Genomic DNA, 26,346 nt, shown 5'->3' on the forward strand with positions numbered 1-26,346 from the left:
GACAGGCGAGAATGAATGGCCTCCATCCCTTTGAAGAAAAAGAACCGGGCCGTTTCCGGAAAACCATCCTCCACCTTCCTGGGTCAATGGAGCATGTTCCTCCGGCAGTTCATCAAGCATCCCGGCATGATCGGATCGGTCATCCCGTCTTCGCGGATGTTGGTCGACAGCATGCTGGAGGGCGTGGACTGGCAACGGACACGGCTGTTCGTGGAATATGGTCCGGGCGTCGGGACGTTCACGCGTCCCATTCTCGACCGGTTGCATCCGGACGCGACCCTGTTGGCGATCGACCTCAACCTCGACTTCGTCGCCTATCTGGAGGCGGAGATCGACGATCCCCGGCTGCGCATCGTCCATGGCTCGGCCGCTGACGTCCGTCGCTTCATCAAGGAGGCGGGCTATGCCCAGGCGGACTATGTCCTGTCCGGCATTCCCTTCTCTACCCTGCCCGAAGGCGTGGGGGAGGCGATCTGCGCCGAAACCCGATCGGTGCTGAAAACCGGCGGGGCTTTTCTGGTCTATCAATATTCCGGCTATATGCGGCGGCTGCTGTCGCCGCTGTTCGATGAGACCGTCGACCGGGTGGAGTGGCGCAACATTCCGCCTTGCCGGATGTTCACGGCAGTGAAGCGCGAAATCCTGGCGCAGGTGGCCTGACTTCCCTGTCATCCTGTTGAATCTGCATCGGGATTTTTATCGTCCGGCAGGTTTGATCCCCTATTTGGGGTATGCGCCTCGCGGAGTTGATCACTAAGCGCCGGCACAGGCAGACCTTCTGCCTCCGGCGGCCGGGTCATATTGCGACCCGTGGCCCGGTTGCCGGCTATGCGCGCCCGATTGTTGTCGCATCGTCACAGCACAGGGTTCGCCCCTCCACGTGATGAAGCGCTCTCCGCTTTGCGTGCAACGATGGTTTCGCTTCGACCGGCTTTCATGATAAGGCCCGGCGCATAACACGGCGAGATAGTTCATGAACGACCTGACCCAGACCCCCGAAATGCTGATCGCGATGATGGGCGCCCGCGCCCGCGTGGCGGCGGCTCAGCTTTCCACCGCCAGCGACGCGCAGAAGATCGACGCGCTGCGCCGCGCTGCGCAGGCCCTGCGGGACCAGGCGCCGCAGATCATCGCCGCCAATGCCCGCGACATGGAAAATGCCGCCGCCAACGGCCTGTCGCCCGCCATGCTCGACCGGCTGAAACTGGACGAGGATCGCGTCCTTGCGACCGCGGCCGGCGTGGAACAGGTGGCGACGCTGGACAATCCGCTCGGCAGCGTGATCGACAGGCAGGTTCGCCCCAATGGCATGGAACTTTCGCGCGTCCGCGTGCCGCTGGGCGTGATCGGCATCATCTATGAAAGCCGCCCCAATGTGACCGCCGATGCCGCCGCGCTCTGCCTGCGTGCGGGCAATGCCGTGATCCTGCGCGGCGGCAGCGAGGCGAAGGAAAGCAACCGCGCCATCCACGCCGCGATGGTCGAGGGGATCGCCGCTGCCGGCCTGTCCGCCGATGCCGTGCAACTGGTCCCCACCACGGATCGCGCCGCCGTGGGCGCGCTGCTGAAAGCCGCGGAGTTCATCGACCTGATCGTCCCCCGTGGCGGCAAGAGCCTGGTCGCCCGCGTGCAGGAGGAGGCGCGCGTGCCCGTGCTCGCCCATCTCGACGGCATCAACCACAGCTATGTCGACGGCGCGGCCGATCCGGACATGGCGCAGAAGCTGGTGGTGAACGCCAAGATGCGCCGCACCGGCATTTGCGGCGCGACCGAGACGGTGCTGATCGACAGGGCCTATGCCCAGGCGCCCGCCATCGTGAAGGCGCTGCTCGACGCCAAATGTGAAGTACGCGGCGACGAAGCCGTGCAGGCGATGGACAGCCGGGTTGCGGCGGCCGCGGACGAGGATTGGGACACCGAATATCTCGACGCCATCGTCTCGGTGCGGGTGGTGGACGGGCTCGATGAGGCGCTCGCCCATATCGCCGCCCATGCCAGCCACCATACCGACGCCATCATCACGCAGGATGCCGAAAGGGCCGAGCGCTTCCTGAACGCGGTCGACAGCGCGATCGTGATGTGGAACGCCTCCACCCAGTTCGCGGACGGCGGCGAATTCGGCTTGGGCGCGGAAATCGGCATTTCGACCGGACGGCTCCATGCAAGGGGTCCGGTCGCGCTGGAAGGTCTCACCACCTATAAATGGCTGGTGCGCGGAACCGGCCAGACCCGGCCGTAATAAGTGTCGTGCTCCTGCGAAGGCAGGAGCCCAGTCCCGCCCTCCGTGGATTATCGGACGGCCTGAATTGATCTCCTGCCTCCGCAGAAGCACATCGCGCCAGGCTCAGCCCTTCACTGCGCCGTCGATCGCCTTCAGCGTCTCCAGCATCGACCCGACCCACTCGATCGGCAGCATCACCGGCCCGTCCGAAGGGGCATGGTCCGGGTCATCATGCGCCTCGGCAAAGATCGCGGCGACCCCCGCCGCCACGGCGCTGCGCGCCAGCACCGGCGCAAATTCCCGCTGCCCGCCCGATGCCGAACCCAGCCCGCCCGGCTGCTGCACCGAATGGGTCGCGTCGAACACCACCGGATAGCCCGTCTGCGCCATGACCGGCAACGCGCGCATGTCGCTGACCAGCGTGTTATAGCCAAAGCTCGCTCCCCGCTCGGTCAGCAGGATCCGTTCGTTCCCGGTCGAGGCGACCTTCTGCGCCACGGCCGCCATGTCCCAGGGCGCAAGGAACTGCCCCTTCTTCACATTGACGACGGCGCCGGTCCGCCCGGCCGCCAGCAGCAGATCGGTCTGGCGGCACAGAAAGGCGGGGATCTGGAGTATGTCCACAGCCTGCGCCGCCGCCTCCACCTGTCCGGCCTCATGCACATCGGTCAGCACGGGGCAGCCGAAAGCCGCCTTCACCTCCGCCAGGATCGCCAGCCCCGCATCGATCCCGACGCCACGCTGCCCCGACACGGATGTCCGGTTCGCCTTGTCGAAGGAGGATTTGAAGATGAACGGCACGCCCTTCTGCGCGGCGATGCCCGACAGCCGTTCCGCCATCATCATCGCGTGATCGCGGCTCTCGATCTGGCAGGGACCGGAAATCAGGACGAAGGGCAGGTCGTTGCCGACGGAAACCGGCCCGATCGAAACATGCTTGGCTGTCATCATGGCGCTCACTTCGGCGCTTTGACGAAACGACGCAAGAGCCGGCCGCGCCACAGCCCCTTGCCGGGATGATAATTCCAGCAGAACCAGCCGGCGTTTCGGCTGTATCTGCGATGGTCCAGGAAATAGCAGTAATCGCGTTCGGCTGTCGTCATGGCCCGATGTGGACAGGGGCCAGGGAAAAGTTCAAGCGTAAAGTCTTCCACCTCGCCGGTTTCGATCCGCGCGGTGCGCGCTTTTACCACCAGATGTATCGCGAGCAGGCGGAGCCGAACCGATCAGCCGCCCGACGATCCGGCCAAGGACGGGCATGAAGCTGATGTTCGACGCTGTTGGGGTGTGACGGATGGGTGGAAAGGGGACCCGTTGAAGGGATGCAACGTGTTCCTGCGCAGGCAGGAACCCAGTCCACCTGTCAGAACTGGGCTCCTGCCTGCGCAGGAGCACGACAGCGTTTGCGGAAAGGGTGGTGAGTGGACTGTCGGCTCTGGAAGTTGAAAACGCTATAGCTGCCGTTCCGCAACGACAGTATGTCGCTAGCATGACCGATGAAGCCTCAACTGACACTGATTGCTATTGTGGATCGCTGACTGATCTTGCCGTGGTCCCGATGGGTTCCGATGGTTTGGATGAACGCGTGTTTGCGTCCTTTGAGCGGCTGGTCGAGCATGGAGGCGATCAATGGTGGCTCTATATCTCAAACTGCCACCAGTGTTCGCAGGATTGGATGATCGCATCCGACGAGCGCATTTACGACAATCACTATCTGCGCCGCATCACGCCGTCCGTGCGGCAAGCCGCCGTGGAAAATGGGCAGTGGCCCGACGAGTTCATGACCTACGAGCAGGTTTTAAGGATCGGCCGAACCATGAGCACACCGTGGACATTTCTCGACCGTCGTTCGCCGGGATTGGTATGGACAGCCGAAGACTTACGTCGAGAAAAGCCCGACATCTCATTTGCTGAGATTGCCTATCTGCTTGGCATCCCCGAACCTGATGCTGTTCGCTTGCTGCAAAAGCCGACGCTTATGGACCGCTTTCGGGCATGGCTCTTGCGCCATTGAACGGCAATTTCTGGTCGCCCGCAGACCGGCGGCTTTCATGAAGTCGAAGCATGCCAATACGCAAATGCAGACCGCAGCTATCTCGGCCCACCGACAAACCGGACAGCCTCAAAATCCACCAGGACGGAGATATCCCGCCATCATCGGCATCCCCTGTGTCCCAAAGGTAACAGGCTCCTGAAAAACCATCCTATTTCCTCGAACCGGCGGCAGATTCAGCCTGTCCTATTCCGCCCGGCCCGGCCTAAGCCGCAGCCCTCTTTGAAACGTCCGACACATTGTCACCCGGCCTACGCGCGCCCAGGCACGCGCGCGCATATGGTGTGAACTTCGACGGAAAACCGCGGAAATCTCAGCCTTTTATCCGCCCCACCATCGCCTGCCCGGCCACGCGCTGCCGCAGATAGCGCCGCTTCAACAGCACGCTTGCCACCAGCAGCGGCACGCCCAGGATGATGCAGATCGCGCCCAGCATCGGCGGCCAAAGCCCGAACAGGCTGTGCATGTTCAACGCGGATGGCGCCAGTACCAGCAGGAAACCAGCCGTCAGCAACCATAATCCCCAGCGGCGCGGCCTGACCGCGATCATGCGCATCTCGTGCCGGTGCGCCTTGCGCCCTTCCTTGGTCGACAGATCGGGATGCTTCATCGCGGACCACTAAAGCGGAAAAGGCGACCTGCTGTCCAGCGTCAGAACGGGGCTTTCGTTCGCTCTCCGCTTGGGCTACATGCGGGCTATCCCCGGGGGACCGTCCACAGGCGGTTGAGAGGCGGCTGACGTGGCCGCGACCCGCTGAACCTGATCCGGATAAGACCGGCGTAGGGAGGGAACGGCTTGTTCGCTTGCAGCAACCCGCGCCCGCCCTCCGCCCCGATGCGAAGAAGAGGACGGCAAGCCATGGACAGCATTTCCGTCCTGACCCTGCGTCTGGCCGAAGCCATCGGCCTCTACATGATCGTCATCGGCATAGGCGGCCTCGTCGCGCCGCAACGCTGGCGGCAGATGATGGACGATCTGGAACGCTCGCCGGGACTGGTGATGGCGCTCGCCTTTCCGGTTTTCGCGGTCGGCGCGGCGCTCGTCCTTATCCACAGCATCTGGCGCGATCCGCTCTCGATCGTCGTTTCGGCCATTGGCTATGTCGCGCTGATCGAAGGGGCGCTGCTGCTCGCCATTCCCGACCCGCTGCTGAAGATCGGCCGCTGGTCGCTCAATTCCACACGAGCCTGGGCGATCGCCAGCATCGTCCTGGGCATTCTCCTCTTCCTCGCCGGCCTTACCGGCCGCGCCACCGTCATCGCCTGAAAGGAAAGCATATGGCCGACGTCCCAGCTCGCACCGAAATGCGCGTTACCACCGGACCCATTCGCGGATCGCGCAAGATTCATGTCGGCCCCCTGAAGGTCGCCATGCGGGAGATCGACCTGGAACCCGGCAGCGGGGAGCCGCCCGTCCGCGTCTACGACACCTCCGGCCCCTATACCGATCCCGATGCCCGGATCGACATCATGGCGGGCCTGCCGCAACTGCGCCGCGACTGGATCATCGGCCGGGGTGATGTCGAGGAATATGACGCTCGCGCCATCCTGCCTGAGGATAATGGTCTGAAGGGTCCGGACCGCAGCGGTGGCGTTCAGCCCTTCCCCAACACGGTCAAGCGTCCGCTGCGCGCCAAGCCCGGCATGAACGTTTCCCAGATGCACTATGCCCGCCGCGGCATCATCACGCCGGAGATGGAATATGTCGCCGAGCGCGAGAATCTGGGCCGCGCCCGCCTCGCCGAATATGTCCGCGACGGACAGGATTGGGGGGCGTCGATCCCCGACTATGTGACGCCGGAGTTCGTCCGCGATGAAGTCGCCCGCGGCCGCGCCATCATCCCCAGCAACATCAACCACCCGGAATCGGAGCCGATGGCGATCGGCCGCAACTTCCTGGTGAAGATCAACGCCAATATCGGCAACAGCGCCGTCGCCTCCGACGTGGCGAGCGAAGTCGACAAGCTGGTCTGGTCGATCCGCTGGGGCGCCGACACGGTCATGGACCTCTCCACCGGCCGCAACATCCATGACACGCGCGAATGGATCATGCGCAACTCGCCCGTGCCGATCGGCACCGTGCCGATCTACCAGGCACTGGAAAAGGTCGGTGGTATTGCCGAGGAACTGACCTGGGAAATCTTCCGCGACACGCTGATCGAGCAGGCCGAGCAGGGCGTCGACTATTTCACCATCCATGCGGGCGTGCGCCTGCCCTATATCCCGATGACGGCGAAGCGCGTCACCGGCATCGTCTCGCGCGGTGGGTCGATCATGGCGAAATGGTGCCTCGCCCATCACAAGGAAAGCTTCCTCTACGAGCATTTCGACGAGATCACCGAGATCATGAAGGCCTATGACATCGCCTACAGCCTTGGCGACGGCCTGCGCCCCGGATCGATCGCGGACGCCAATGACGAAGCGCAGTTCGCCGAACTCTACACGCTGGGCGAACTGACCAAGCGCGCCTGGGAACAGGATGTGCAGGTGATGATCGAAGGGCCGGGCCATGTGCCCATGCACAAGATCAAGCAGAATATGGACAAGCAGCTTGAGGCCTGCGGCGAGGCGCCCTTCTACACATTGGGGCCGCTCACCACCGACATCGCACCGGGCTATGACCATATCACATCGGGCATCGGCGCGGCGATGATCGGCTGGTACGGCACGGCGATGCTCTGCTACGTCACGCCCAAGGAGCATCTGGGCCTGCCCGACCGCGACGACGTGAAGGTCGGTGTCGTCACCTACAAGCTCGCCGCCCACGCCGCCGATCTGGCCAAGGGCCACCCCGCCGCCAAGGTCCGCGACGATGCCTTGAGCCGCGCCCGCTTCGAGTTCCGCTGGCGCGACCAGTTCAACCTGTCGCTCGATCCCGACACGGCCGAGAAATATCACGACCAGACGCTCCCGGCGGAAGGCGCCAAGACCGCCCATTTCTGCTCCATGTGCGGCCCCAAATTCTGCTCGATGAAGATCACGCAGGAAGTCCGGGATTTCGCGGCGAAGCAGAACCAGCCGGCAGACAGCTTCATCGCGGCCGAGGATGCGGAAAAGGGCATGAAGGAAATGAGCCAGGTCTTCCGCGAAACCGGCGGCGAACTCTATATGGGTGCCGGCGGCCGCGAGCATGACTGAGCGCGCGGCTGCCTCTGGCCAGGCGTGATTGACCGGGACGCTGGTCGGGGGCGGTCCTCTCCTGACTGGCGCTCCGGCAGAGGCCGTGCCGCAACAGGGCGCGTAAAGCCGGACTTGTCCCGGCCGAGCCCGCCAGCACAGCCAAGGTGTTGACAGCGCACCCGGCCAATCAAAGGTGATCGACTGGCGCGCGTTTTTCGATTTTCGGCTAAATTCGGGCTGCGCTGCCCTCAAAAAGGCAGGAAATCTGGAGCGGGCGAAGGGATTCGAACCCTCGACCCCAACCTTGGCAAGGTTGTGCTCTACCCCTGAGCTACGCCCGCTCTGGCGGCCGGAGGAAGTGTCCCTCTCGGCGGGTGGGGGGCAACTAGCAGCGGCTTCCCACCTCGGCAAGGGAGAATCTGCATAAAGTCATTTTTTTCCGCTCAGGCCCGATTTGCCCCCACGCCCTCACGACTTTATCCGGCTTGCGGCCTGGCGGTGATCCAACCTATGCTACCATTTTGCCCGTTAAATCATTGAGCAACGACGGATATGATCGCTCTTCGCCCTGGAGGCGGAGCGCCGGAGGAGGAGCACGCATGCCAGAACCATTGACCCGCCGTGGCCTGCTTCAGGGCAGCGCGGCGGCGGCCGCTGCCATCCCCGTGCTGGGCGAGGCGCAGGCCGCAGCGTCCGGCCGCCCGCAAAGCCAGAAGGAGCAAGCCCGCATGAGCGCAGTAGGACTGACCGTGAACGGCCGCGAGGTGCATCTGCAACTCGATCCCCGCACGACCCTGCTCGACGCGCTGCGCGAACATCTGCACCTGACCGGCACGAAAAAGGGCTGCGACCACGGACAGTGCGGCGCCTGCACCGTGATCGTGGAGGGGCGGCGGATCAACAGCTGCCTCACCTTGGCCGTGATGCATGAGGGCGACCATGTGACCACTATCGAGGGTCTCGGCACGCCGGAGAAGCTTCACCCCATGCAGCGCGCCTTCATCACCCATGACGGCTATCAATGCGGCTATTGCACGCCCGGCCAGATCTGTTCCGCGGTGGCTGTGCTGGCGGAGATCGAGGCTGGCATACCCAGCCATGTTACCGAGGAGTTGGACCGGGTGGCCTTTTCCGAGAGCGAAGTGCGCGAGCGGATGAGCGGCAATATCTGCCGCTGCGCCGCCTATCCCAATATCGTCGCGGCGATCAGCGAAGTCGCCGGCCAAGGAACGGGGAAGGACAAGGCATGAGGCCCTTCACCTACAGCCGCGCCGCCAGCGTCGAGGAGGCGGCAAGCACCGCTGCCGCCACCCAGGGCGCGCGCTTCATCGCGGGCGGCACCAATCTGCTCGACCTGATGAAGCTTCAGATCGAGACGCCCACCCATCTGATCGACGTCAACCATCTCGGCCTTGATCGTATCGAGCCGACGGCGGAAGGCGGCCTCAGGATCGGGGCGATGGTCCGCAATACCGATCTGGCCGCAGACAAGGTCGTCCGGCGCGATTATGCGGTATTGAGCCGGGCCCTGCTGGCGGGCGCTTCGGGGCAGCTGCGCAACAAGGCGACGACGGGCGGAAATCTGCTCCAGCGCACTCGCTGCCCCTATTTCTATGACACGCGCATGCCCTGCAACAAGCGTGTTCCGGGCAGCGGCTGCGGCGCGCTCAAGGGGATGAGCCGCAGCCTCGCCATATTGGGGACCAGCGATGCCTGCATCGCCCAGCACCCTTCCGACATGGCGGTGGCGCTTCGCCTGCTTGACGCGCAGGTCGACGCCGTGGGGGCCGACGGCAGCCGCCGGTCCATCCCGATCGCCGATTTCCACCTGCTGCCCGGCGAAACGCCGCATATCGAAAATGCGTTGAAACCCGGCGAACTCATCACGTCCGTCACGCTGCCCACGCCCCTGGGCGGCACCCATGTCTATCGGAAGGTGCGCGACCGGGCCTCCTATGCCTTCGCGCTGGTCTCCGTCGCGGCGGTGTTCGCGAAGGACGGGCAGGCGCGCTTCGCCTTCGGCGGCATAGGGGCCAGGCCCTGGCGCACCGATGCCGCCGATGCGGCGGCTCCATCCGGCGCGGCGGCCGTGGCGGAGGCCGCGCTCACCGGCGCGCGTCCCACGGCGCATAATGCGTTCAAGCAGCAACTGACCGCCCGCACGCTTGCTTCGATCTACCGTCAGAAGGGGGCCTGAGCCATGAAGTTCGACACGCCCGCCACCACCAACCCGATCGACCGGGGCCGCGTCATCGGCATTCCCCATGACCGCATTGATGGCGCCGCCAAGGTCACCGGAACCGCACCCTATGCCTATGAGCGGCATGATGCCGCGCCCAATGCCGCCTATGGCTGGATGGTCGGATCGGCCATCGCCAAGGGGCGGATCAGCGCCATGGACCTGCGCGCTGCCGAAGCCGCGCCCGGGGTGCTGGGCATCGTCACGCACCAGAATGCCGGACCGCTTGGCAAGGGCAATCATAACACGGCCCATCTGCTCGGCGGTCCGCAGATCGAACATTATGAACAGGCGGTGGCGCTGGTGATCGCCGACACGCTGGAAAATGCGCGCGACGCCGCGCGGCTCGTCCGCATCGACTATGCGCCGGAACAGGGGCGTTTCGATCTGGCGGTGGAACGGGACAAGGGCTCAGCCCCGCAGGACGGCGACGGAACTTCCGATACCAGGACGGGCGATTTCGAGGCCGGCTTTGCCAAGGCGGCGGTGAAGATCGACCAGCACTACACCACGCCCGACCAGAGTCACGCGATGATGGAGCCGCATGCGACGATCGCCGCCTGGAACGGCGACCGGCTGACGCTCTGGACATCGAACCAGATGATCGCGTGGAGCGTGGGAGATCTGGCAAAGACGCTGAAGATTCCCAAGGAGAATATCCGCCTTGTCTCGCCCTATATCGGTGGCGGCTTCGGTGCGAAGCTGTTTCTGCGCGCCGATGCATTGCTGGCGTCGCTGGGCGCGCGCCTGGTCGGGCGGCCGGTCAAGGTGGCGATCGCGCGGCCGCAAATCCCCAACAACACCACCCATCGGCCCGCCACCATCCAGCGCATCCGCATCGGCGCCGACCGGCAGGGGGTGATCGACGCCATCGCCCATGAGGTGTGGTCGGGCGACCTGCCGGGCGGCGAGCCGGAAATGGCTGCGCAGCAGACGCGCCTGCTCTATCGCGGCGCCAACCGGATGACGGCGCATCACCTGGCCACGCTCGACCTGCCGGAGGGCAATGCCATGCGGGCGCCGGGCGAGGCCGTCGGCCTTCTGGCGCTGGAGGTCGCGATGGACGAACTGGCGGAAGCCTGCGGTGTCGATCCGGTGGAACTGCGCATCCGAAACGATGTGCAATATGATCCCGAAGCTGGGCCGCAGCGTCCCTTTTCCAGCCGGAAACTGGTCGAATGCCTGCGTGAGGGGGCTGCCCGTTTCGGCTGGAACCGCCGCAAACCCAAGCCGGCGCAGGTGCGCGACGGCCGCTGGCTGGTCGGCATGGGTGTCGCCTCCGCTTTCCGCAACAATCTGGTGGTCAAGTCGGGCGCGCGCATCGGCGTCGATGCTAAGGGGCATGTGACGGTCGAAACCGACATGACCGACATCGGCACCGGCAGCTACACCATCATCGGCCAGACGGCGGCGGAAATGATGGGCGTGCCGCTGGAGTCCGTGACGGTGCGGCTGGGCGACAGCCGCTTTCCCGCCTCGGCCGGGTCGGGCGGGCAATGGGGCGCCAACAGCGCCACGGCGGGCGTCTATGCCGCCGCCATGGCTCTGCGCGCCATGCTGGCGGAAAAGGCGGGCTTTCCCGCGGAAAAGGCGCTGTTCGAGGATGGTCTGGTGCGGCTGGGCAACCAGTCCCAGCCGCTTGGAACGCTGGCGGGAGGCCAGGGCCTCTGGGCCGAGGACAGCATGGATTATGGCGACCTTACAAAGCGCTATGCGCAGGCGACGTTCGGAGCGCATTTCTGCGAAGTGGGCGTCGACATCGACACGGCCGAGGTGCGCATCCGCCGCATGGGCGGGGCCTTTGCCGCCGGGCGTATCCTCAACCCCAAATCGGCGCGCAGCCAGGTGATCGGCGCGATGACCATGGGCGTGGGCGCCGCCCTCATGGAGGAGCTCAGCGTCGACACGCGGTTCGGCTTTTTCGTCAACCATGACATGGGCGAATATCTGGTGCCCGTGCATGCAGACATCCCGCATCAGGATGTGCTGTTCGTCGAGGAACTGGACGACAAGAGTTCCCCGATGAAGGCCAAGGGTGTCGGAGAGCTGGGCATTTGCGGGGCAGGGGCCGCGGTCGCCAATGCGATCTACAATGCCACGGGGGTTCGCCTGCGCGACTATCCACTGACGATTGACAGGATTCTCGCGGCGTCAACCGGAAATAGGGTCGCTTGAACTTCCCACGCGGCGCCCCTAGTCCCTGTCCCAAAGAGAGGAAAGGGGCGCCCATGAAATATCTTACGCTGTCGCTGGTTCTGGCCGTAATTCCGACGATCGCGACGGCGGGGGAGGCTCCTGATCCCGACCGTATCGTCGTGACGGGAGAGGGGCTGTCCCTGCCGCCGGGCACGCCCGCCTATGGATCGGTGATCATCGACCGGGACCGCCTGACCAACAGCGCCTCCGGGCGGATCGAAAGCGTGCTGGGCGACGTGGCGGGGTTCCAGCAGTTCCGCCGCTCCGACAGCCGCTCGGCCAATCCCTCGGCGCAGGGGGCGACGCTGCGCGCCCTGGGCGGCAATGCCTCCAGCCGGACATTGGTGCTGCTCGATGGCGTGCCGATGGCGGATCCCTTTTTCGGCTATATTCCGTTCAGCGCGCTGGTGCCGGACCGCCTGTCGGTGGTGCGGGTCACGCGCGGCGGTGGCATAGGGGCCTTCGGCGCGGGCGCGGTCGCCGGGACCATCGAACTCGCCAGCGCCACCCGTGACCAGCTTCCGACCTTGGCCGCGAGCGCCTTCTACGGCAGCAAGGACGCGACCGAACTGACCGCCAGCCTGACGCCCGACCTGGGCGGCGGCTATGTCTCGCTGTCGGGTCGCTGGGACCGGGGCGACGGCTTCCAGACCACGCCGAAGGACCAGCGCGTCGCCGCCACCGCGCCCGCCGCCTATGACGGATGGTCGACCAATTTGCGCGCTGTCGCGCCGCTTTCCGCGACGTCGGAAATCCAGTTTCGCGGCACCATCTTCCACGACGAACGGACGTTGCGCTTCAAGGGCGCCGACAGCATGAGCGAAGGGCAGGACGCCAGCATCCGCTTCATCTCCCGCGGCGCGTGGCAGGTTGATGCGCTCGCCTATATCCAGGCGCGCAACTTCTCCAACATCGTGATTTCGGCGTCCACCTTCCGCAAGTCGCTGGACCAGCGGAACACGCCTTCGACCGGCATCGGCGGCAAGATCGAGCTGCGCCCGCCAGTCGGCCCCGACCATGTGCTGCGCGTCGGCGCGGATACCCGCTTCGCCACCGGCGATATGTTCGAGGACGCCTATAACGCCAATATCGCGGCCAACCCCGTGACCTCCCGCCGTCACGCGGGCGGCGAGCAGATGACCACCGGCGTCTTCGCCGAGGATGACTGGACGCTGGGCCGCCTGGTCCTGACCGGGGGCGCGCGGGCGGATCGCTGGACGATCAGCAACGGTTTCTATCGCGCCACTGGCGCCGGCGCGGCGAACAACAGCTTTGCCGACCGCTCCGATTGGCAGTTTTCCGGAAGGGCTGGCGCGCTCTACCGGATCAGCGATGCGGTCGCCCTGCGTGGCGCGGCCTATAGCGGTTTCCGCCTGCCGACACTCAACGAACTCTACCGGCCGTTCGTGGTCTTCCCGATCACGACCCGTGCCAATGCCGCGCTGACGCCTGAAAAGCTGAAGGGCGCAGAGGCGGGTGTCGACGTCACCCCCGTTCAGGGCCTCACCCTTTCCGTCACCGGATTCATCAACCGGCTGGACGACGCCATCGCCAATGTCACCCTCATCAATGTCGCCAACACGCGGGAGCGGCAGAATGTCGACCATATCACCGCCAAGGGCGTCGAACTGACCGCCATCGGCCGCGTGAGCGATTTCCTGCTTTCGGCATCCTACGCCTACAGCCACAGCATGGTGCATGCGCCGGGCATGGGCTTTGACGGCCTGACACCGGCGCAAAGCCCCCGCCATGCGGCGAGCGCCACGCTGGCGTGGGAGCCGAAGGAGGGACCTGCGCTCTCCGCCACGCTCCGTTATGTCAGCAAGCAATATGAGGATGACCTCCAGAAGGACGTGTTGCCCCATGCGCTGACCGTCGACGCGGTGGCGCGCCTCCCGCTGGGCCATGGCGTGACCCTGGTCGCGCGCGGCGAGAATCTCTTCGATGAGGAGGTGGTCACCCGCAATGCTGCGGGATCCATCGACCTCGGCACGCCGCGGACCCTGTGGATCGGGTTCCGCTTCGCAAGCTGAGGTGCAACAGTTCAGGGTCGCAACCGCTCCACAATCGCCCGCGCGGCCCGCGTGACATCATCCCAGGTCACGTCGAAGCCCGCATCGTCGCCGAAATAGGGATCGGTCACGCCGCTCCCCTCGCGTCCTGGCACCATGTCCATCAGCAGCCGCAGTTCCGCCGTCCCGTCTGACGGCCGAATCCGCCTGAGGTTGCGAAGGTTCTCCGCGTCCAGCGCGAAGACATGATCGAACCGCCGGAAATCCGCCGCCGTCACCTGCCGCCCGCGATAGCCGGAAATGTCGATCCCATGTTGCAGCGCCACGGCCTGCGCCCGCCGGTCGGGCGGCGATCCGACATGCCAGTCGCCGGTCCCGGCCGAATCCACCGTCAGCGGAAGGCCGGCCCGCTGCGCCTCCGCCCGAAGCGCCGCCTCCGCCAGCGGCGAGCGGCAGATATTCCCCAGGCACACGAACAGGACCGAAGCGCTCATCCTTCCGCCGCTGCCGTGCTGAGCCCGAGATGTGGCACGCCGATCGACCGCCGTCCGCCGAAATCGGTGCGCGCCACGATCACGCCCAGCTTCTCCATATAGTCGATCAGCCGCCGCACGCGCCCCGGCGAACTGGTGCCATAGGCGCGCGCCAACGCCACATCGTCGGGGCAGGGCAGTCCCTGCATCGCCGCGCGCGCGATGAGGAGGAAGGGCGCGAGCATGTCCTCCGGCAAGGCTTCCGCCGCCTTCATCGCATCGGTCCAGCGCGGATCACCGGCGTCGAACATCCCGGCCTGCGCCATGGCGAAGCGTTTGCGAAAGGCCGGCAGGTCGAGCGGCGGCTGGCGCAATCCCTTCATCCGGCACCGGACGCCGAAATCCTGGTAGAGCGTCGATACGCTCGGCTGCGCTTCCCCCAGATCGGCGACGATCTCCTCCAGCACGGCGATCACGATCGGCTCATTCTGTCCGAAATCCAGCTCGGGCGCGGCCGGCTTGGCCGACGGCGCGGCGGCGAGGGCGCGCATCAGTTCCTCGGCGGGCAGGGGCGGTGGTTCGGCACGCGGCGGCGGCGGGGGCATGACCTCTTCCTCGCCCGCGCCCGCGAACAGCAATTCCTGCAAATCCTCCGTCGCCGCGACCGGCGGCGGCATCAGCTTGTGCGTGCCGCCACGGGTGCTGGTCTTGACCGATCCGATCTTCACCGCCACCGGCCGCCGGCAGATGGCCGGCCCCAAAGCCAGGAAGCGCCCGCGCTCCAGATCGCGGATCTGCTCCGCCTGCCGCCGCTCCATGCCCAACAGGTCCGCCGCCCGCGCCATATCGATGTCCAGGAATGTGCGCCCCATCAGGAAATTCGACGCCTCGGCCGCGACATTCTTTGCGAGCTTCGCCAGCCGCTGCGTCGCGATCACCCCGGCAAGGCCGCGCTTGCGTCCCCGGCACATCAGGTTCGTCATCGCCGCCAGGCTGAGGCGGCGCGCCTCATCCGACACGTCCCCTGCCGCGACGGGCGCGAACATCTGCGCCTCGTCCACCACGACCAGCGCCGGATACCAATGGTCGCGGGGCGCATCGAACAGCGTCGACAGGAAGGATGCGGCGCATTTCATCTGCGCCTCCAGTTCCAGCGATTCGAGGCTCAGCACCACGGATGCGCGGTGTTCGCGGATGCGCATCGCCATCTTGACGATCTCGCGCTCATTATAGTCGCCCGCGTCGATCACCACATGGCCATATTCATCCGCCAGCGTGACGAAATCGCCTTCCGGATCGATCACCACCTGCTGAACCAACGCGGCGCTTTCCTCCAGCAACCGGCGCAGCAGATGCGACTTGCCCGATCCCGAATTGCCCTGGACGAGCAGCCGGGTGGCAAGCAATTCCTCGACATCGACCAGAACGGCGTTGCCGTTGCTGTCGGTTCCTATGCTGATGCTGGCGGTCACGCATGTCCTTTGGCCCAGCCGGTGGCCCTTGCGCAACCCCGCACGACGACCTCCGGCATGCTCTGGTTGCGCGATCGGGCACTGCGGATCGGGGGAAGCGCTTGACCATTGCATTGTTGCGATGCAGCATCGTTCCTCCATGGCGACTCCTGCATCCTCCTCCGCTCCTGCGATCACGCAGAATCCCGACATCCGCTATCTCGGCCGTCTGCTGGGCGATGTGATCCGCGCCTATGGCGGGGAGAAGATCTACAAACAGACCGAATATATCCGCTCTGCCTCGGTCGACCGGGCGCGCGGCCTGCATGGCGCCGACGTGGTCGATACCGGCCTCGACGCGCTGAGCCTCGACGATACGCTCAGCTTCGTGCGTGGCTTCATGCTGTTCTCGATGCTCGCCAACCTCGCCGAAGATCGCCAGGGCGTTGCCGCCGAACCGGGGGCCGACGTCGCGTCGGTGGTCGCGAAGCTGGAGTCGCACGGCATAGAACGCGAAGCCGTGCTCGACCTTCTGTCCCACGCCCTGATCGTGCCGGTGCTGACTGCCCACCCGACCGAGGTGCGGCGCAAGAGCATGATCGACCACAAGAACCGCATCGCCGACCTGATGGCGCTCAAGGATGCGGGGCGGACGGAAACCGATGAGGGCGAGAATCTGGACGAGGCGATCTTCCGCCAGATCGCGCTATTGTGGCAGACGCGGCCGCTGCGCCGCGAAAAGCTGTTCGTCGCGGACGAGATCGAAAATGTCCTCGCTTATTTCCGCGACGTGTTCCTCCCTGTCTTGCCCGCGCTCTATGCCCGGTGGGAACGGGTGCTGGGCGCGCGTCCCCAGAGTTTCCTGCGCGTGGGCAACTGGATCGGCGGTGATCGCGACGGCAATCCGTTCGTCCAGGCGCCCCAGCTCCGACTGGCGCTGGTCAAGGGCTGTGAGGCTGCGCTGGGCTTCTATATGGACGCGCTCCACGCGCTGGGCGCGGAACTGTCGCTGTCCACCGAACTGGCCCATGTGTCTCAGGCGGTGCTCGACCTGGCCGACGCCAGCGGCGACATGTCCCCCAGCCGTCAGGACGAACCCTATCGCCGGGCGCTTTCCGGCATCTATGCCCGCCTGGCCGCAACGCACCGGTCGCTGGTGGGCAAGGCGCCAGCGCGCCCCTCGGCACTCAAGGGCGAACCCTATGCCAGCCCTTCGGACCTGCGCCGCGATCTGGTGACGGTGGCGCAGGGCCTGGCGAGCGAGGGCAATGGCGCGCTGGCGACCGGCGGCGCGCTCGGTCGCCTGATCCGGGCACTGGAAACCTTCGGCTTCCACCTTGCCACGCTCGACATGCGGCAGAACAGCGATGTTCATGAAGGCGTGGTGGCCGAACTGCTGAAGGTCGCGGGCGTCGAGGCGGATTATGCCAGCCTCGACGAATATGCCCGCATCGCGCTGCTCCGGCGGGAACTGGCGAACAACCGGCCGCTCGGCACGCCTTTTTTCGAATATTCGGAAAGGACCGCGTCCGAACTCGCCATCGTGCAGGCCGCGGCGGAGGCGCACCGCATCTACGGCCCGCAATGCATCACCCACTATATCATCTCCAAGGCGGAGAGCGTTTCCGACCTGCTCGAAGTCAACATCATCCTCAAGGAAGCGGGCCTCTGGCGCGCGGGGACCGATGGTGCCCCGCCGCAGGCGGCGATCATGGCCGTTCCCCTGTTCGAAACCATCGCTGACCTGGAGGCCGCGCCCAAGATCATGGGCGCCTATTTCGGCCTGCCCGAAATAGGCGGCGTGGTCCGGGCGCGGGGTCATCAGGAAGTGATGATCGGCTATTCCGACAGCAACAAGGATGGCGGCTACATCACCTCCACCTGGGGGTTGTTCCAGGCTAGCAAGGCATTGGCCCCCGTCTTTGCCGAGGCGGGCACGGCGATGCAGCTTTTCCACGGCCGCGGCGGCGCGGTCGGCCGCGGCGGCGGTTCCTCCTTCGCGGCGATCCAGGCGCAGCCCAAGGGCACGGTCCAGGGCCGCATCCGCATCACCGAACAGGGTGAGGTGATCGCCGCCAAATTCGGCACCCGCGACGTCGCCATGACCAATTTGGAGGCGATGACCAGCGCGACCCTGCTCGCCAGCCTGGAACCCGAAATCCTGTCGGATCGTGACGCGGCCCGCTTTGCCGCGGCCATGGACGAACTGTCGAAGACCGCCTTCGCCGCCTATCGCGACCTTGTCTACGGCACCGACGGCTTCAAGGAATTCTTTCGGCAGTTGACCCCTATCCAGGAAATCTCCGGCCTCAAGATCGGCTCCCGCCCCGCCAGTCGTACCAAAAGTACGCGGATCGAGGATCTGAGGGCCATTCCCTGGGTGTTCAGCTGGGCGCAGGCACGGGTGATGTTGCCGGGCTGGTACGGCGTCGGCCACGCGCTTGCCGCCTTCGAGGACAAGGCGCTGCTGGCGGACATGGCGCAGCACTGGTCGTTCCTGCAATCGGCGCTCGCCAATCTGGAAATGGTGCTTGCTAAGTCCGATCTCGGCATCGCCGCCCATTATCTGCCGCTGGTGGAGGATCAGGTGCGAGGCGTGGAGATTTTCGGCCGCATCCGCGACGGCTGGGACAAGGCGCATGACGGCCTGCTCGCCGCCACTGGCCAGACCCGCCTGCTGGAGAAGAATGCCAAGCTGGACACGTCGATCCGCCTGCGCCTGCCCTATATCGAGCCGCTGAACCTGCTGCAGGTCGAACTGATGAAGCGCCACCGCAGCGGTGAGGACGACCCGCGCATCAAGGAGGGCATAGAATTGTCGATCAACGCGATTGCGACGGCGCTGAGGAACAGCGGCTGATGTCCTGAAGCGTTTTCCAGTCGGGCATGCCCATGCCGCAGCCGGGGAATCTCACCTGTCCTGGTCCTGGTAGGCCATCTGCAAAATCCCCCAATGCCGTCCGCGCACGTGGATGGAAGCGATGACCTGCTTCAGCAAGATGACCTCGCCCGCCGCGTTCAGCCGCCGATAGGCCTTGATGCAGAAGGGTTGTGTGATCCGGCACTGTTCGCGCGTGTCGGGAAAGTCGAAGATCAGCCCCTGGCGCGAATATTCGAAATTCCAATTGTCGTCGCCCGACCGCTGCGGATGCGATCGTTCCGGCATGGCGACCGCGCCGAAGCTGTTGCGGTCGGTGAAGGTCATGCCGAACAGCCCCGGAAAGGCGCGCGCCCGTTCCTGCTGCGCCCGCGCCGCAGGGATCAGCACCGGCTGCACCGGATGGTTATATTGCACCGGCTGCGTTTCGGGGATCGGCATATAGGTTTCGCTGAACAGTTCGCCTTCCGTCAGGTGGCCTTCCACAATGGCCAGTTCCAGCGCGTCGCTTACCGCCTGCGCCGCGCCCAGGCAGAAGTCGATATAGGGCGTGTCGGCAATCTCGACCCCGCTTTCCGCCATTAGTTGCAGCAGTTGGTTGGTGTCCTCGCTGGCGATCGAGATACGGGAGGACAGCCTCTGCAGGCCGCCTGCATTGTCGGTCGATGTGCTTGCCAGCGCCGCCAGCCCGCCGCGAATCTCGCCTGCCGACGCGACGATGGAGGTGATGCGTTCGGCCACGGTCTCGCTGTTGCTGGAAAGATCCTGCATCAACGCGCCGAGCCGTTCGACCAGCAGTTCGATATTCTTGGTGTCGTTGAGAGCGGTACGCGCCGTTTCCGCGCTGTGAACGATGCCTTCCAGCATCTTGCCCGCCTCGCCGGTCAACGCGCCGATCGACCGATCGATCGTCTGGGTGGCGGTCGCGGTTTCCTGCGCCAGTTTCTTGACCTCCGCCGCCACCACGGCAAAGCCGCGCCCGGCGTCGCCCGCGCGCGCCGCTTCTATGGTGGCGTTCAGCGCCAGCAAATTGGTCTGGCTGGCAATGCCGCTGATCACGCTGGTGACATGGGCGACGGTCTTCAGCGCCTCGCGAAAACCGTCCAGCTGGGCATGAACGCTGCTCACCCGCTCGATCAGGTCGACGAAATTGCCGTTGGCGTCCGACAATTGGCGTCCGGAATCCTGGATGATGCTGCGCGCGGCCACGGCCTTTTCGCGCGCATCCTGCCCTGCCAACGACACGCTTTCGCCGTCGCGGGAAAGCTGCGCCGCCGCGCCGCTGATCGCCTCTATGGTGCGCGCCTGGTTGGTGACGCGCTCCGCCAGTTCGCTGATGTCTGCCTGCAGGTCGAGCGTACGGATGCCCAGGTCGCCCGACAGCCTGGCCACCTTCATCACCGCCTGCTCGATATTCCGGTTTCTTGCCTGGTTTTCCACGCCGGTCGAGCTATCGGACGTTGGTAAAATATCCGTTAGCGATGCGGCGGGCCGTTACAGCGCGCCCGCCAGCGCCAGCACGACGCCGGTGGCCACCAGGATCAGTCCCATCGCCTCGCTGCGCTTCATCCGCTCGCCCAGATAGAAATGGCCGAAGCCCAGCGTGAAGGCGACCTCCACCTGCCCGACGATCCGCACCAGCGCGACCGGCGCCGTGGCGAAGCCGGTGAACCAGCAGGCCGAACCCAGCGCGGACAACAGCCCCACCTGTCCGGAAATGCGCCAGCCGCGCAGCACCTTGCGCATTTCGCCAGGTTCGCGCAGCAGCAGGAAGCCGCCCTGCATCATCGTCTGCATCGCCACGGTGACGACCAGCACGATCAGCGCGGCCAGGATCGGGTCCGCGTCCGCGCCGCCCCCCACCTCCTGCGTCGCCCGCCGGATGGCGATCGCGGTCAGGGCGAAGAAGAAGCCGGATGCGATCCCGCACAGGGCCGCCGGCTGTCCCAGGGCGCTGATGAAGCCGGGTCTTTCACCTCCGATCGACAACAGCATGATGCCCGCCACGCCGCAGCCTATCCCCACCCAGGCCAGGGGAGGCAGGCGCTCCCCCATCAGCAGGAAGGACAGGATGGCCCCCTGCACCGCCTCCGTTTTGGAATAAGCGGTGCCGACGACGAAATTGCGATGGGCAAAGGCCATGATCAGCAGATTGGTCGCGATGATCTGCGCCAGCCCGCCGCCCAGGCAGAACAGCAGGAAGGACGGGTCGGGCGAGGGGAGGGGACCGGAAAAGATCAGCCGATGACCCGCCAGCAGCAGCATCGTGAACGGCAGGCCATAGAGATAGCGCACCAGTCCCGCCGCGTTGACGGACATCTCCCTGCTCACGCGACGCTGCACTGCGGTCCGCCACGCCTGGATCGCGCCCGCCAGCAATGTCGCCGGAAGCCAGATCATCTATCCTTCCCCCCGTTCCCGTCCTGCGACGGGGAGGACAAGGCGAAGCTCATGCCCCTTCGAGAAGGCCTTCCTTCCTGATCTTCTCCTGCCACACCAGCGGAGCGAGGCGGTGGACATTCTGGCCTTCGCTGTCGACGGCGACCGTGACGGGCATGTCCTGCACCTCGAACTCGTAGATCGCCTCCATGCCCAGATCCTCAAAGCCGACCACCTTGGCCGCCTTGATCGCGCGGGCGACCAGATAGGCGGCGCCGCCGACCGCCATCAGATAGGCGCTCTTGTGCCTGGCGATCGAGTCCGTCGCGGCGGGACCACGCTCGGCCTTGCCGACGCAGGCGGCGAGGCCCTGTTCCAGCATCATGTCCATGAACTTGTCCATGCGGGTCGCGGTCGTGGGACCGGCGGGGCCGACCACCTCGTCGCGCACCGGATCGACCGGACCGACATAATAGATGACGCGGCCCTTGAAATCGACCGGCAGCTCCTCGCCACGGCTCAACATGTCCTGGATGCGCTTGTGCGCCGCGTCGCGTCCGGTCAGCATCTTGCCGTTGAGCAGCAGGCGGTCGCCATGCTTCCAGCTCTGCACCACTTCCGGCGTCAGCCTATCCAGATCGACGCGGATCGCTTCTTTGCTCGGTTTCCAGTCGACCTGCGGCCATTCGCTGATCTTCGGCGCTTCCAGATAGGCCGGGCCTGAACCGTCCAGCGTGAAATGCGCATGCCGGGTGGCCGCGCAGTTCGGGATCATCGCCACCGGCTTGCCCGCCGCATGGCAGGGATAGTCGTAGATCTTGACGTCCAGCACGGTCGCCAAGCCGCCCAGGCCCTGCGCGCCGATGCCCAGCGCATTGACCTTGTCGAAAATCTCGATGCGCAGCTTCTCGATCTCGTTCTGTGGTCCGCGCGCCTTCAATTCGCCCATGTCGATGGGGTCCATCAGCGATTCCTTGGCCAACGCCACCGCCTTTTCCGCGGTGCCGCCGATGCCGATGCCCAGCATGCCGGGCGGGCACCAGCCCGCGCCCATCTGCGGCACCATTTCCAGTACCCAGTCGACGATCGAATCGCTGGGGTTCATCATCTTGAACTTGGTCTTGTTCTCCGACCCGCCGCCCTTGGCCGCGACGTCGACGATCACCTTGTCGCCGGGCACCATCTCGACGTTCAGCACGCAGGGCGTATTGTCCTTCGTGTTGACGCGGCTGAAGGCGGGATCCTTCAGGATCGAGGCGCGCAGGCGGTTTTCAGGATTGAGATAGGCGCGGCGCACGCCTTCATCGACCACGTCCTGCATGGATCGGCTATTGTCGTCCAGGCGGCAGTCCATGCCCCATTTGATAAACACATTGACGATGCCGGTGTCCTGGCAGATCGGGCGATGGCCTTCGGCGCACATGCGGCTGTTGGTCAGGATCTGGGCGATGGCGTCCTTGGCCGCCGGATTGGCCTCCGCCTCATAGGCTTTGCCCAGCGCGCGGATATAATCCATCGGATGATAGTAACTGATGAACTGAAGCGCGTCGGCAACGCTCTCGATCAGATCGGCGGTCTTGATGACGGTCATCTACCCTGGTCCCTAGTCTAAGGCCCGCCCTGCACGGCGGGTCCATGCAGGGGAGCGGCTAGTAGGGAATCGCGCCCGAGTCCAGTAGCGGCAGGGAACGGGCGGCCGCCCTGAAGGCGTGGGGCGCCGATGCCGGTCTCTTCGCCTGCGGCGCAGCGGAGGTCGTGACCGATCCGGCGCTGACTGCCGGCCGCCAGGCGCTATGAGCGGCCGCTCAAGGCCTGGGCAGGCGAAGACTCACGGCGCCGATGCGTTGGATTCCCTGCTTTCCGTGACTTCCTGACCAGCGATCGTTTCCGGTCGCCTGGCAATCCCTAATCGGCAAAGGGGAACATGTGCCACCATGGTTCCTTTTCGCGCAGCACCCGCGCAAAGCTCTCCCGCGCCTCCAGCCGTTCCAGATAGGCGCGCAGTCGGGGAAAGCCGCCCCGCATGGGCTCGATCCTGTCCGCATAGAAGAGCGCAGGCGCCGCCGCGCAGTCGGCGAGGGTGAAGTCGTCCCCCGCCGCCCATCGCCGCCCCGCCATCCTGTCCTCCAGCAGGGCATAGGCCTTGCCCAGCATCCGCCGCGCTTCCCCGACGCCGTGGGTGTCATGGGCGACGCCCTCCGGCCGGATCTTGTCCGCGACGATCGCCTGCATCGGCGTCATGACATAGATGTCGAACAGCCGGTCCATCAGCCGCACCTCCAGCGCCGCATCGCCTTCCTGCGGGATCGGGCGGAACGGCCCTGGATGATGCTGCCCCAGATATTCGACGATGATGCTGGTTTCGGCGATCGTCCTGTCCCGCGCCTCGTCGCGCAGCACGGGGAACTTGCCAAGCGGCCACAGCGCCAGCCAGGACTGCGCCGCCGCCGCATCGTCGAGTGCGCGCGGTTCGAAGGCCGTGCCGTTTTCGTAAAGCGCTATCAGCACCTTCCAGCTGCAGGAGGAGAGGGGGTGATAGTAGAGAATCATGTCGGCTCCTCTCATGTCGCAATACTTTTGCCGCCCCCTCCGCCATAACCTGTCATGCGTCCGTCATGAAGCGCCATGGGCAGAATCGGCCGGCCCGCGCAATTGCGTGGCAAGCCAAATTTATTTTCGTCCCCCAATTGTCCCTCTTGTCTTTTGCAAAGCCGAGGAAAGTCGGCGCGTCGCTGCGCTGCGACGTGCCGAACCGTCGACGAGATGACTCCCGGCGTCGATGAGCTGAGTCCCCGAACTGTCATTTACCCCCTTGAAAGGAAATGAAGCTGTGGCACTATCCCTTGTATCGGGTTAACGGGGGTTACCCAACAGATTGTGATTGCACCGGCCGGGCTCCTTCCCGGAGGGAGGCTGTTTTTGCCTTGCGATCCGCTCTGCTGGCCCCATCTCCGTGCCTGACCGGGTCGATAATGCTACATTCGTTCGGCCCGGCCGGCACCGGCTTGACCGAATCGAACGAAACAGGAACATTCGGGGGAGTTGGTCATGGATTTTCGAGACAGCGAACAGGTGAGTGCAGGCGACGTGGCAACCGTGATTGACGAAGTGGTCGAAACCGTGGCGGACAAGAAGAAGGCCCCAGTTCCTTCGGAACAGGCACCGGTGGATCAGGCGCCGGCGCCCAAGGCCGATCCCACGCCCGGCTCGTCCACCGTGCTGGAGCGGCGTTTCCATGTCGTGACCGATGCTGGCCGCGACGCGCTGCTGACCGAATTTGGCAAGGATACGCTGCAGGACCGCTATCTGCTGCCCGGCGAGTCCTATCAGGATCTGTTCGCCCGCGTCGCGGCCGCCTATGCCGACGATGCCGACCATGCGCAGCGCGTCTATGACTATATCTCGCGCCTCTGGTTCATGCCCGCGACGCCGGTCCTGTCGAACGGCGGCACCGGCCGCGGCCTGCCCATCAGCTGCTATCTGAACTCTGTCGACGACAGTCTGGAAGGCATCGTCAACACCTGGAACGAAAATGTCTGGCTTGCCTCGCGTGGGGGCGGGATCGGCACCTATTGGGGCAATGTGCGCGGCATTGGCGAACCGGTGGGCCTCAACGGCAAGACCAGCGGCATCATTCCCTTCGTCCGCGTGATGGACTCGCTCACCCTTGCGATCAGCCAGGGCAGCCTGCGTCGCGGTTCGGCCGCCTGCTACCTCGACATCTCCCATCCGGAGATCGAGGAGTTCCTGGAAATCCGCAAGACCAGTGGCGACTTCAACCGCAAGGCGCTGAACCTGCACCACGGCGTCCTCCTGACCGACGAGTTCATGGAAGCGGTGCGCGACGGCAAGGATTTCGCCCTGCGCAGCCCGAAGGACCAGTCGGTGCGTGGCAGCGTCAACGCCCGCGCGCTGTTCCAGAAACTGGTGGAGGTCCGCCTCGCCACCGGCGAACCCTATATCGTCTTCAACGACACCGTGAACCGCACGATGCCCAAGCATCATCGCGATCTGGGCCTCAAGGTGTCGACATCGAACCTGTGTTCCGAAATCACTTTGCCGACGGGTCGCGACCATATCGGCAATGACCGCACGGCTGTCTGCTGTCTCTCCTCGCTCAATCTCGAAACATGGGATGAGTGGAAGGACGACGGGCGCTTTGTCGAGGATGTCATGCGCTTCCTCGACAATGTGCTGCAGGACTATATTGACCGCGCGCCGCCGGAAATGGCGCGGGCGAAATATAGTGCGAGCCGTGAACGGTCAGTGGGCCTGGGGGTGATGGGGTTCCACTCCTTCCTCCAGGCCCGGGGGCTTCCCTTTGAAGGCGCCATGGCGAAAAGCTGGAACCTGCGCATCTTCAAGCATATCAACGAGAAGGTGAACGAGGCCTCGATGCAGCTCGCGGTCGAGCGCGGCCCGTGCCCGGACGCCGCCGACATGGGCGTGATGGAGCGGTTCAGCTGCAAGATGGCGATCGCGCCCACGGCGTCGATCAGCATCATCTGCGGCGGCGTGTCCGCCTGTATCGAGCCTATTCCGGCGAACATCTACACGCACAAGACGCTGTCCGGCAGCTTCTCGGTCAAGAATCCCTATCTGGAAAAGCTGCTGGTCGAAAAGGCGAAGGATTCGACCGCCGTCTGGAATTCGATCCTGGAAAAGGGCGGCAGCGTCCAGCATCTCGACTTCCTTAGCCAGGAAGAAAAGGACACGTTCAAGACCAGCTTCGAGATCGACCAGCGCTGGCTGCTCGAACTGGCCGCCGACCGCACGCCCTATATCGACCAGGCCCAGTCGCTGAACCTGTTCATCCCGGCGGACGTGGAAAAATGGGACCTCCTCATGCTCCACTACCGGGCGTGGGAACTGGGCATCAAGTCGCTTTATTATCTGCGCTCCAAGTCGGTCCAACGCGCTGGCTTCGCAGGCGGCGTGGAGGCCGACAACACCATCGACGCCCCGAAATTCGAAATTGGCGAGACCACCGACTATGACGAGTGCCTCGCCTGCCAGTGATGATTTTCGGTCAAAGTGGTACTTTGACCGAGCAGGAGGATCGTGGTGACGCAGTTGGTCGTCATGGCTGCCATAGGGATGGGAATGCTTCTCCTGGGCATTTCCAGTTTGCGACGGAAGCCTGATGAAAGCATTTCATTGGCTGAATCTGCGATCCTCAAAGCGGCCGGAACCGAGCCGCTTCCATTGACCGCGTTTGATCGGATCATGAACCGCGTTCATGCGTGGCTTCTGACCGTAATTGGATTTATTATTGCGCTGATTGGCCTTGCCGCTGCGCTCACCTGATCGCCCGGAGTAACCAC

The 26,346-nt window shown here is 64.9% G+C and carries 20 protein-coding genes, 1 tRNA gene, 1 pseudogene and 1 riboswitch; of the genes and pseudogenes, 13 read left to right on the plus strand and 9 right to left on the minus strand.

Going from position 1 to position 26,346, the window contains the following annotated elements; translation table 11 throughout:
- Positions 1-15 precede the first annotated feature (15 nt).
- Both MRBLSP13_RS16360 and MRBLSP13_RS16365 read left to right on the plus strand, forming a co-directional pair.
- Complete coding sequence (locus MRBLSP13_RS16360) at positions 16-660, plus strand: class I SAM-dependent methyltransferase (protein ID WP_363738660.1); 645 nt, start codon at positions 16-18, stop codon at positions 658-660.
- 313 nt (positions 661-973) lie between these two features.
- Positions 974-2,239 carry a glutamate-5-semialdehyde dehydrogenase gene (locus MRBLSP13_RS16365; RefSeq protein WP_363738662.1) on the plus strand — a complete coding sequence of 422 codons (1,266 nt, stop codon included), beginning with the start codon at positions 974-976 and terminating at the stop codon, positions 2,237-2,239.
- Positions 2,240-2,344: 105 nt separating this feature from the next.
- Here MRBLSP13_RS16365 and kdsA read toward each other — a convergent pair whose 3' ends face one another.
- On the minus strand, positions 2,345-3,172 hold the full coding sequence (gene kdsA, locus MRBLSP13_RS16370) for a 3-deoxy-8-phosphooctulonate synthase (protein ID WP_363755579.1): 828 nt from the start codon (positions 3,170-3,172) through the stop codon (positions 2,345-2,347).
- A 65-nt stretch (positions 3,173-3,237) separates the two neighbouring features.
- On the opposite strand from kdsA, the pseudogene MRBLSP13_RS16375 reads away from it, so the two are divergent.
- Positions 3,238-3,468, plus strand: a pseudogene (locus MRBLSP13_RS16375) (hypothetical protein); the annotation flags it as partial.
- A gap of 242 nt (positions 3,469-3,710) precedes the next feature.
- Positions 3,711-4,235 carry a hypothetical protein gene (locus MRBLSP13_RS16380; RefSeq protein WP_363737248.1) on the plus strand — a complete coding sequence of 175 codons (525 nt, stop codon included), beginning with the start codon at positions 3,711-3,713 and terminating at the stop codon, positions 4,233-4,235.
- A gap of 352 nt (positions 4,236-4,587) precedes the next feature.
- Here the strand turns inward: MRBLSP13_RS16380 and MRBLSP13_RS16385 are convergent, their stop codons facing one another.
- Entirely contained in the window at positions 4,588-4,884 is a 297-nt protein-coding gene (locus MRBLSP13_RS16385; protein ID WP_363755581.1) for a hypothetical protein, read from the minus strand.
- Positions 4,885-4,967: 83 nt separating this feature from the next.
- Positions 4,968-5,078: riboswitch (TPP riboswitch) on the plus strand.
- Between the two features lie 55 nt (positions 5,079-5,133).
- On the opposite strand from MRBLSP13_RS16385, the gene MRBLSP13_RS16390 reads away from it, so the two are divergent.
- On the plus strand, positions 5,134-5,541 hold the full coding sequence (locus MRBLSP13_RS16390) for a DUF2065 family protein (RefSeq protein WP_363738669.1): 408 nt from the start codon (positions 5,134-5,136) through the stop codon (positions 5,539-5,541).
- Positions 5,542-5,552: 11 nt separating this feature from the next.
- Positions 5,553-7,412: a phosphomethylpyrimidine synthase ThiC gene (gene thiC / locus MRBLSP13_RS16395; protein WP_363738672.1), complete on the plus strand. Its 1,860-nt coding sequence runs from the start codon at positions 5,553-5,555 to the stop codon at positions 7,410-7,412.
- Positions 7,413-7,660: 248 nt separating this feature from the next.
- Here the strand turns inward: thiC and MRBLSP13_RS16400 are convergent.
- A tRNA-Gly gene (locus MRBLSP13_RS16400) sits at positions 7,661-7,735 on the minus strand.
- Between the two features lie 258 nt (positions 7,736-7,993).
- Between MRBLSP13_RS16400 and paoA the strand changes: the two genes are divergently transcribed.
- From paoA to MRBLSP13_RS16420, 4 genes are read left to right on the plus strand one after another with little or no spacing between them, the layout of a single operon-like run.
- A complete protein-coding gene (gene paoA, locus MRBLSP13_RS16405; RefSeq protein WP_363738674.1) occupies positions 7,994-8,644 on the plus strand; it encodes an aldehyde dehydrogenase iron-sulfur subunit PaoA in 651 nt (216 codons plus the stop codon).
- Positions 8,641-9,591, plus strand: coding sequence for an FAD binding domain-containing protein (locus MRBLSP13_RS16410; RefSeq protein WP_363738676.1), 951 nt, complete (start codon positions 8,641-8,643; stop codon positions 9,589-9,591). Before paoA ends, MRBLSP13_RS16410 begins: the two co-directional genes overlap by 4 nt.
- 3 nt (positions 9,592-9,594) lie before the next feature.
- Positions 9,595-11,808 (plus strand): aldehyde oxidoreductase molybdenum-binding subunit PaoC, encoded by a 2,214-nt coding sequence (gene paoC, locus MRBLSP13_RS16415; RefSeq protein WP_363755583.1) that lies wholly within the window; start codon positions 9,595-9,597, stop codon positions 11,806-11,808.
- A gap of 53 nt (positions 11,809-11,861) precedes the next feature.
- The gene (locus tag MRBLSP13_RS16420) at positions 11,862-13,862 is read left to right on the plus strand and encodes a TonB-dependent receptor plug domain-containing protein (protein WP_363738681.1); all 2,001 of its coding nucleotides are present in this window, start codon (positions 11,862-11,864) and stop codon (positions 13,860-13,862) included.
- A gap of 11 nt (positions 13,863-13,873) precedes the next feature.
- Here the strand turns inward: MRBLSP13_RS16420 and MRBLSP13_RS16425 are convergent, their stop codons facing one another.
- Both MRBLSP13_RS16425 and MRBLSP13_RS16430 read right to left on the minus strand, forming a co-directional pair.
- Positions 13,874-14,335: a low molecular weight protein-tyrosine-phosphatase gene (locus tag MRBLSP13_RS16425; RefSeq protein WP_363738683.1), complete on the minus strand. Its 462-nt coding sequence runs from the start codon at positions 14,333-14,335 to the stop codon at positions 13,874-13,876.
- A complete protein-coding gene (locus MRBLSP13_RS16430) occupies positions 14,332-15,786 on the minus strand; it encodes an ATP-binding protein (RefSeq protein ID WP_363738685.1) in 1,455 nt (484 codons plus the stop codon). Before MRBLSP13_RS16430 ends, MRBLSP13_RS16425 begins: the two co-directional genes overlap by 4 nt.
- Positions 15,787-15,925: 139 nt before the next feature.
- Between MRBLSP13_RS16430 and ppc the strand changes: the two genes are divergently transcribed.
- Positions 15,926-18,625 carry a phosphoenolpyruvate carboxylase gene (gene ppc / locus MRBLSP13_RS16435; protein ID WP_363738687.1) on the plus strand — a complete coding sequence of 900 codons (2,700 nt, stop codon included), beginning with the start codon at positions 15,926-15,928 and terminating at the stop codon, positions 18,623-18,625.
- Positions 18,626-18,676: 51 nt separating this feature from the next.
- On the opposite strand, the gene MRBLSP13_RS16440 is transcribed toward ppc, so the two are convergent.
- The 4 genes from MRBLSP13_RS16440 to MRBLSP13_RS16455 form a co-directional block, all read right to left on the minus strand.
- Positions 18,677-20,041, minus strand: coding sequence for a methyl-accepting chemotaxis protein (locus MRBLSP13_RS16440; RefSeq protein ID WP_363755721.1), 1,365 nt, complete (start codon positions 20,039-20,041; stop codon positions 18,677-18,679).
- 96 nt (positions 20,042-20,137) lie between these two features.
- Entirely contained in the window at positions 20,138-21,043 is a 906-nt protein-coding gene (locus MRBLSP13_RS16445; RefSeq protein ID WP_363755585.1) for a DMT family transporter, read from the minus strand.
- Positions 21,044-21,092: 49 nt separating this feature from the next.
- Entirely contained in the window at positions 21,093-22,613 is a 1,521-nt protein-coding gene (locus tag MRBLSP13_RS16450) for a fumarate hydratase (RefSeq protein ID WP_363755587.1), read from the minus strand.
- Between the two features lie 314 nt (positions 22,614-22,927).
- Positions 22,928-23,572 (minus strand): glutathione S-transferase family protein, encoded by a 645-nt coding sequence (locus MRBLSP13_RS16455; protein WP_363755589.1) that lies wholly within the window; start codon positions 23,570-23,572, stop codon positions 22,928-22,930.
- 498 nt (positions 23,573-24,070) lie between these two features.
- Here MRBLSP13_RS16455 and MRBLSP13_RS16460 point away from each other — a divergent pair, with 498 nt between their 5' ends.
- Entirely contained in the window at positions 24,071-26,041 is a 1,971-nt protein-coding gene (locus MRBLSP13_RS16460) for a ribonucleoside-diphosphate reductase subunit alpha (protein ID WP_363738698.1), read from the plus strand.
- 45 nt (positions 26,042-26,086) lie between these two features.
- The gene (locus MRBLSP13_RS16465; RefSeq protein WP_363755591.1) at positions 26,087-26,329 is read left to right on the plus strand and encodes a hypothetical protein; all 243 of its coding nucleotides are present in this window, start codon (positions 26,087-26,089) and stop codon (positions 26,327-26,329) included.
- The last annotated feature ends 17 nt before the right edge of the window (positions 26,330-26,346 follow it).

Source organism: Sphingobium sp. LSP13-1-1.1, assembly GCF_040676415.1.
Lineage (GTDB): Bacteria > Pseudomonadota > Alphaproteobacteria > Sphingomonadales > Sphingomonadaceae > Sphingobium.

Excerpts from the sequence above, each read along its gene's own strand:
- MRBLSP13_RS16360 (WP_363738660.1), top strand. The coding sequence starts at position 16 with ATGGCCTCCATCCCTTTGAAGAAAAAGAACCGGGCCGTTTCCGGAAAA.
- MRBLSP13_RS16365 (WP_363738662.1), top strand. The coding sequence starts at position 974 with ATGAACGACCTGACCCAGACCCCCGAAATGCTGATCGCGATGATGGGC.
- kdsA (WP_363755579.1), bottom strand. The coding sequence starts at position 3,172 with ATGATGACAGCCAAGCATGTTTCGATCGGGCCGGTTTCCGTCGGCAAC.
- MRBLSP13_RS16380 (WP_363737248.1), top strand. The coding sequence starts at position 3,711 with ATGACCGATGAAGCCTCAACTGACACTGATTGCTATTGTGGATCGCTG.
- MRBLSP13_RS16385 (WP_363755581.1), bottom strand. The coding sequence starts at position 4,884 with ATGAAGCATCCCGATCTGTCGACCAAGGAAGGGCGCAAGGCGCACCGG.
- MRBLSP13_RS16390 (WP_363738669.1), top strand. The coding sequence starts at position 5,134 with ATGGACAGCATTTCCGTCCTGACCCTGCGTCTGGCCGAAGCCATCGGC.
- thiC (WP_363738672.1), top strand. The coding sequence starts at position 5,553 with ATGGCCGACGTCCCAGCTCGCACCGAAATGCGCGTTACCACCGGACCC.
- paoA (WP_363738674.1), top strand. The coding sequence starts at position 7,994 with ATGCCAGAACCATTGACCCGCCGTGGCCTGCTTCAGGGCAGCGCGGCG.
- MRBLSP13_RS16410 (WP_363738676.1), top strand. The coding sequence starts at position 8,641 with ATGAGGCCCTTCACCTACAGCCGCGCCGCCAGCGTCGAGGAGGCGGCA.
- paoC (WP_363755583.1), top strand. The coding sequence starts at position 9,595 with ATGAAGTTCGACACGCCCGCCACCACCAACCCGATCGACCGGGGCCGC.
- MRBLSP13_RS16420 (WP_363738681.1), top strand. The coding sequence starts at position 11,862 with ATGAAATATCTTACGCTGTCGCTGGTTCTGGCCGTAATTCCGACGATC.
- MRBLSP13_RS16425 (WP_363738683.1), bottom strand. The coding sequence starts at position 14,335 with ATGAGCGCTTCGGTCCTGTTCGTGTGCCTGGGGAATATCTGCCGCTCG.
- ppc (WP_363738687.1), top strand. The coding sequence starts at position 15,926 with ATGGCGACTCCTGCATCCTCCTCCGCTCCTGCGATCACGCAGAATCCC.
- MRBLSP13_RS16440 (WP_363755721.1), bottom strand. The coding sequence starts at position 20,041 with ATGAAGGTGGCCAGGCTGTCGGGCGACCTGGGCATCCGTACGCTCGAC.
- MRBLSP13_RS16445 (WP_363755585.1), bottom strand. The coding sequence starts at position 21,043 with ATGATCTGGCTTCCGGCGACATTGCTGGCGGGCGCGATCCAGGCGTGG.
- MRBLSP13_RS16450 (WP_363755587.1), bottom strand. The coding sequence starts at position 22,613 with ATGACCGTCATCAAGACCGCCGATCTGATCGAGAGCGTTGCCGACGCG.
- MRBLSP13_RS16455 (WP_363755589.1), bottom strand. The coding sequence starts at position 23,572 with ATGATTCTCTACTATCACCCCCTCTCCTCCTGCAGCTGGAAGGTGCTG.
- MRBLSP13_RS16460 (WP_363738698.1), top strand. The coding sequence starts at position 24,071 with ATGGATTTTCGAGACAGCGAACAGGTGAGTGCAGGCGACGTGGCAACC.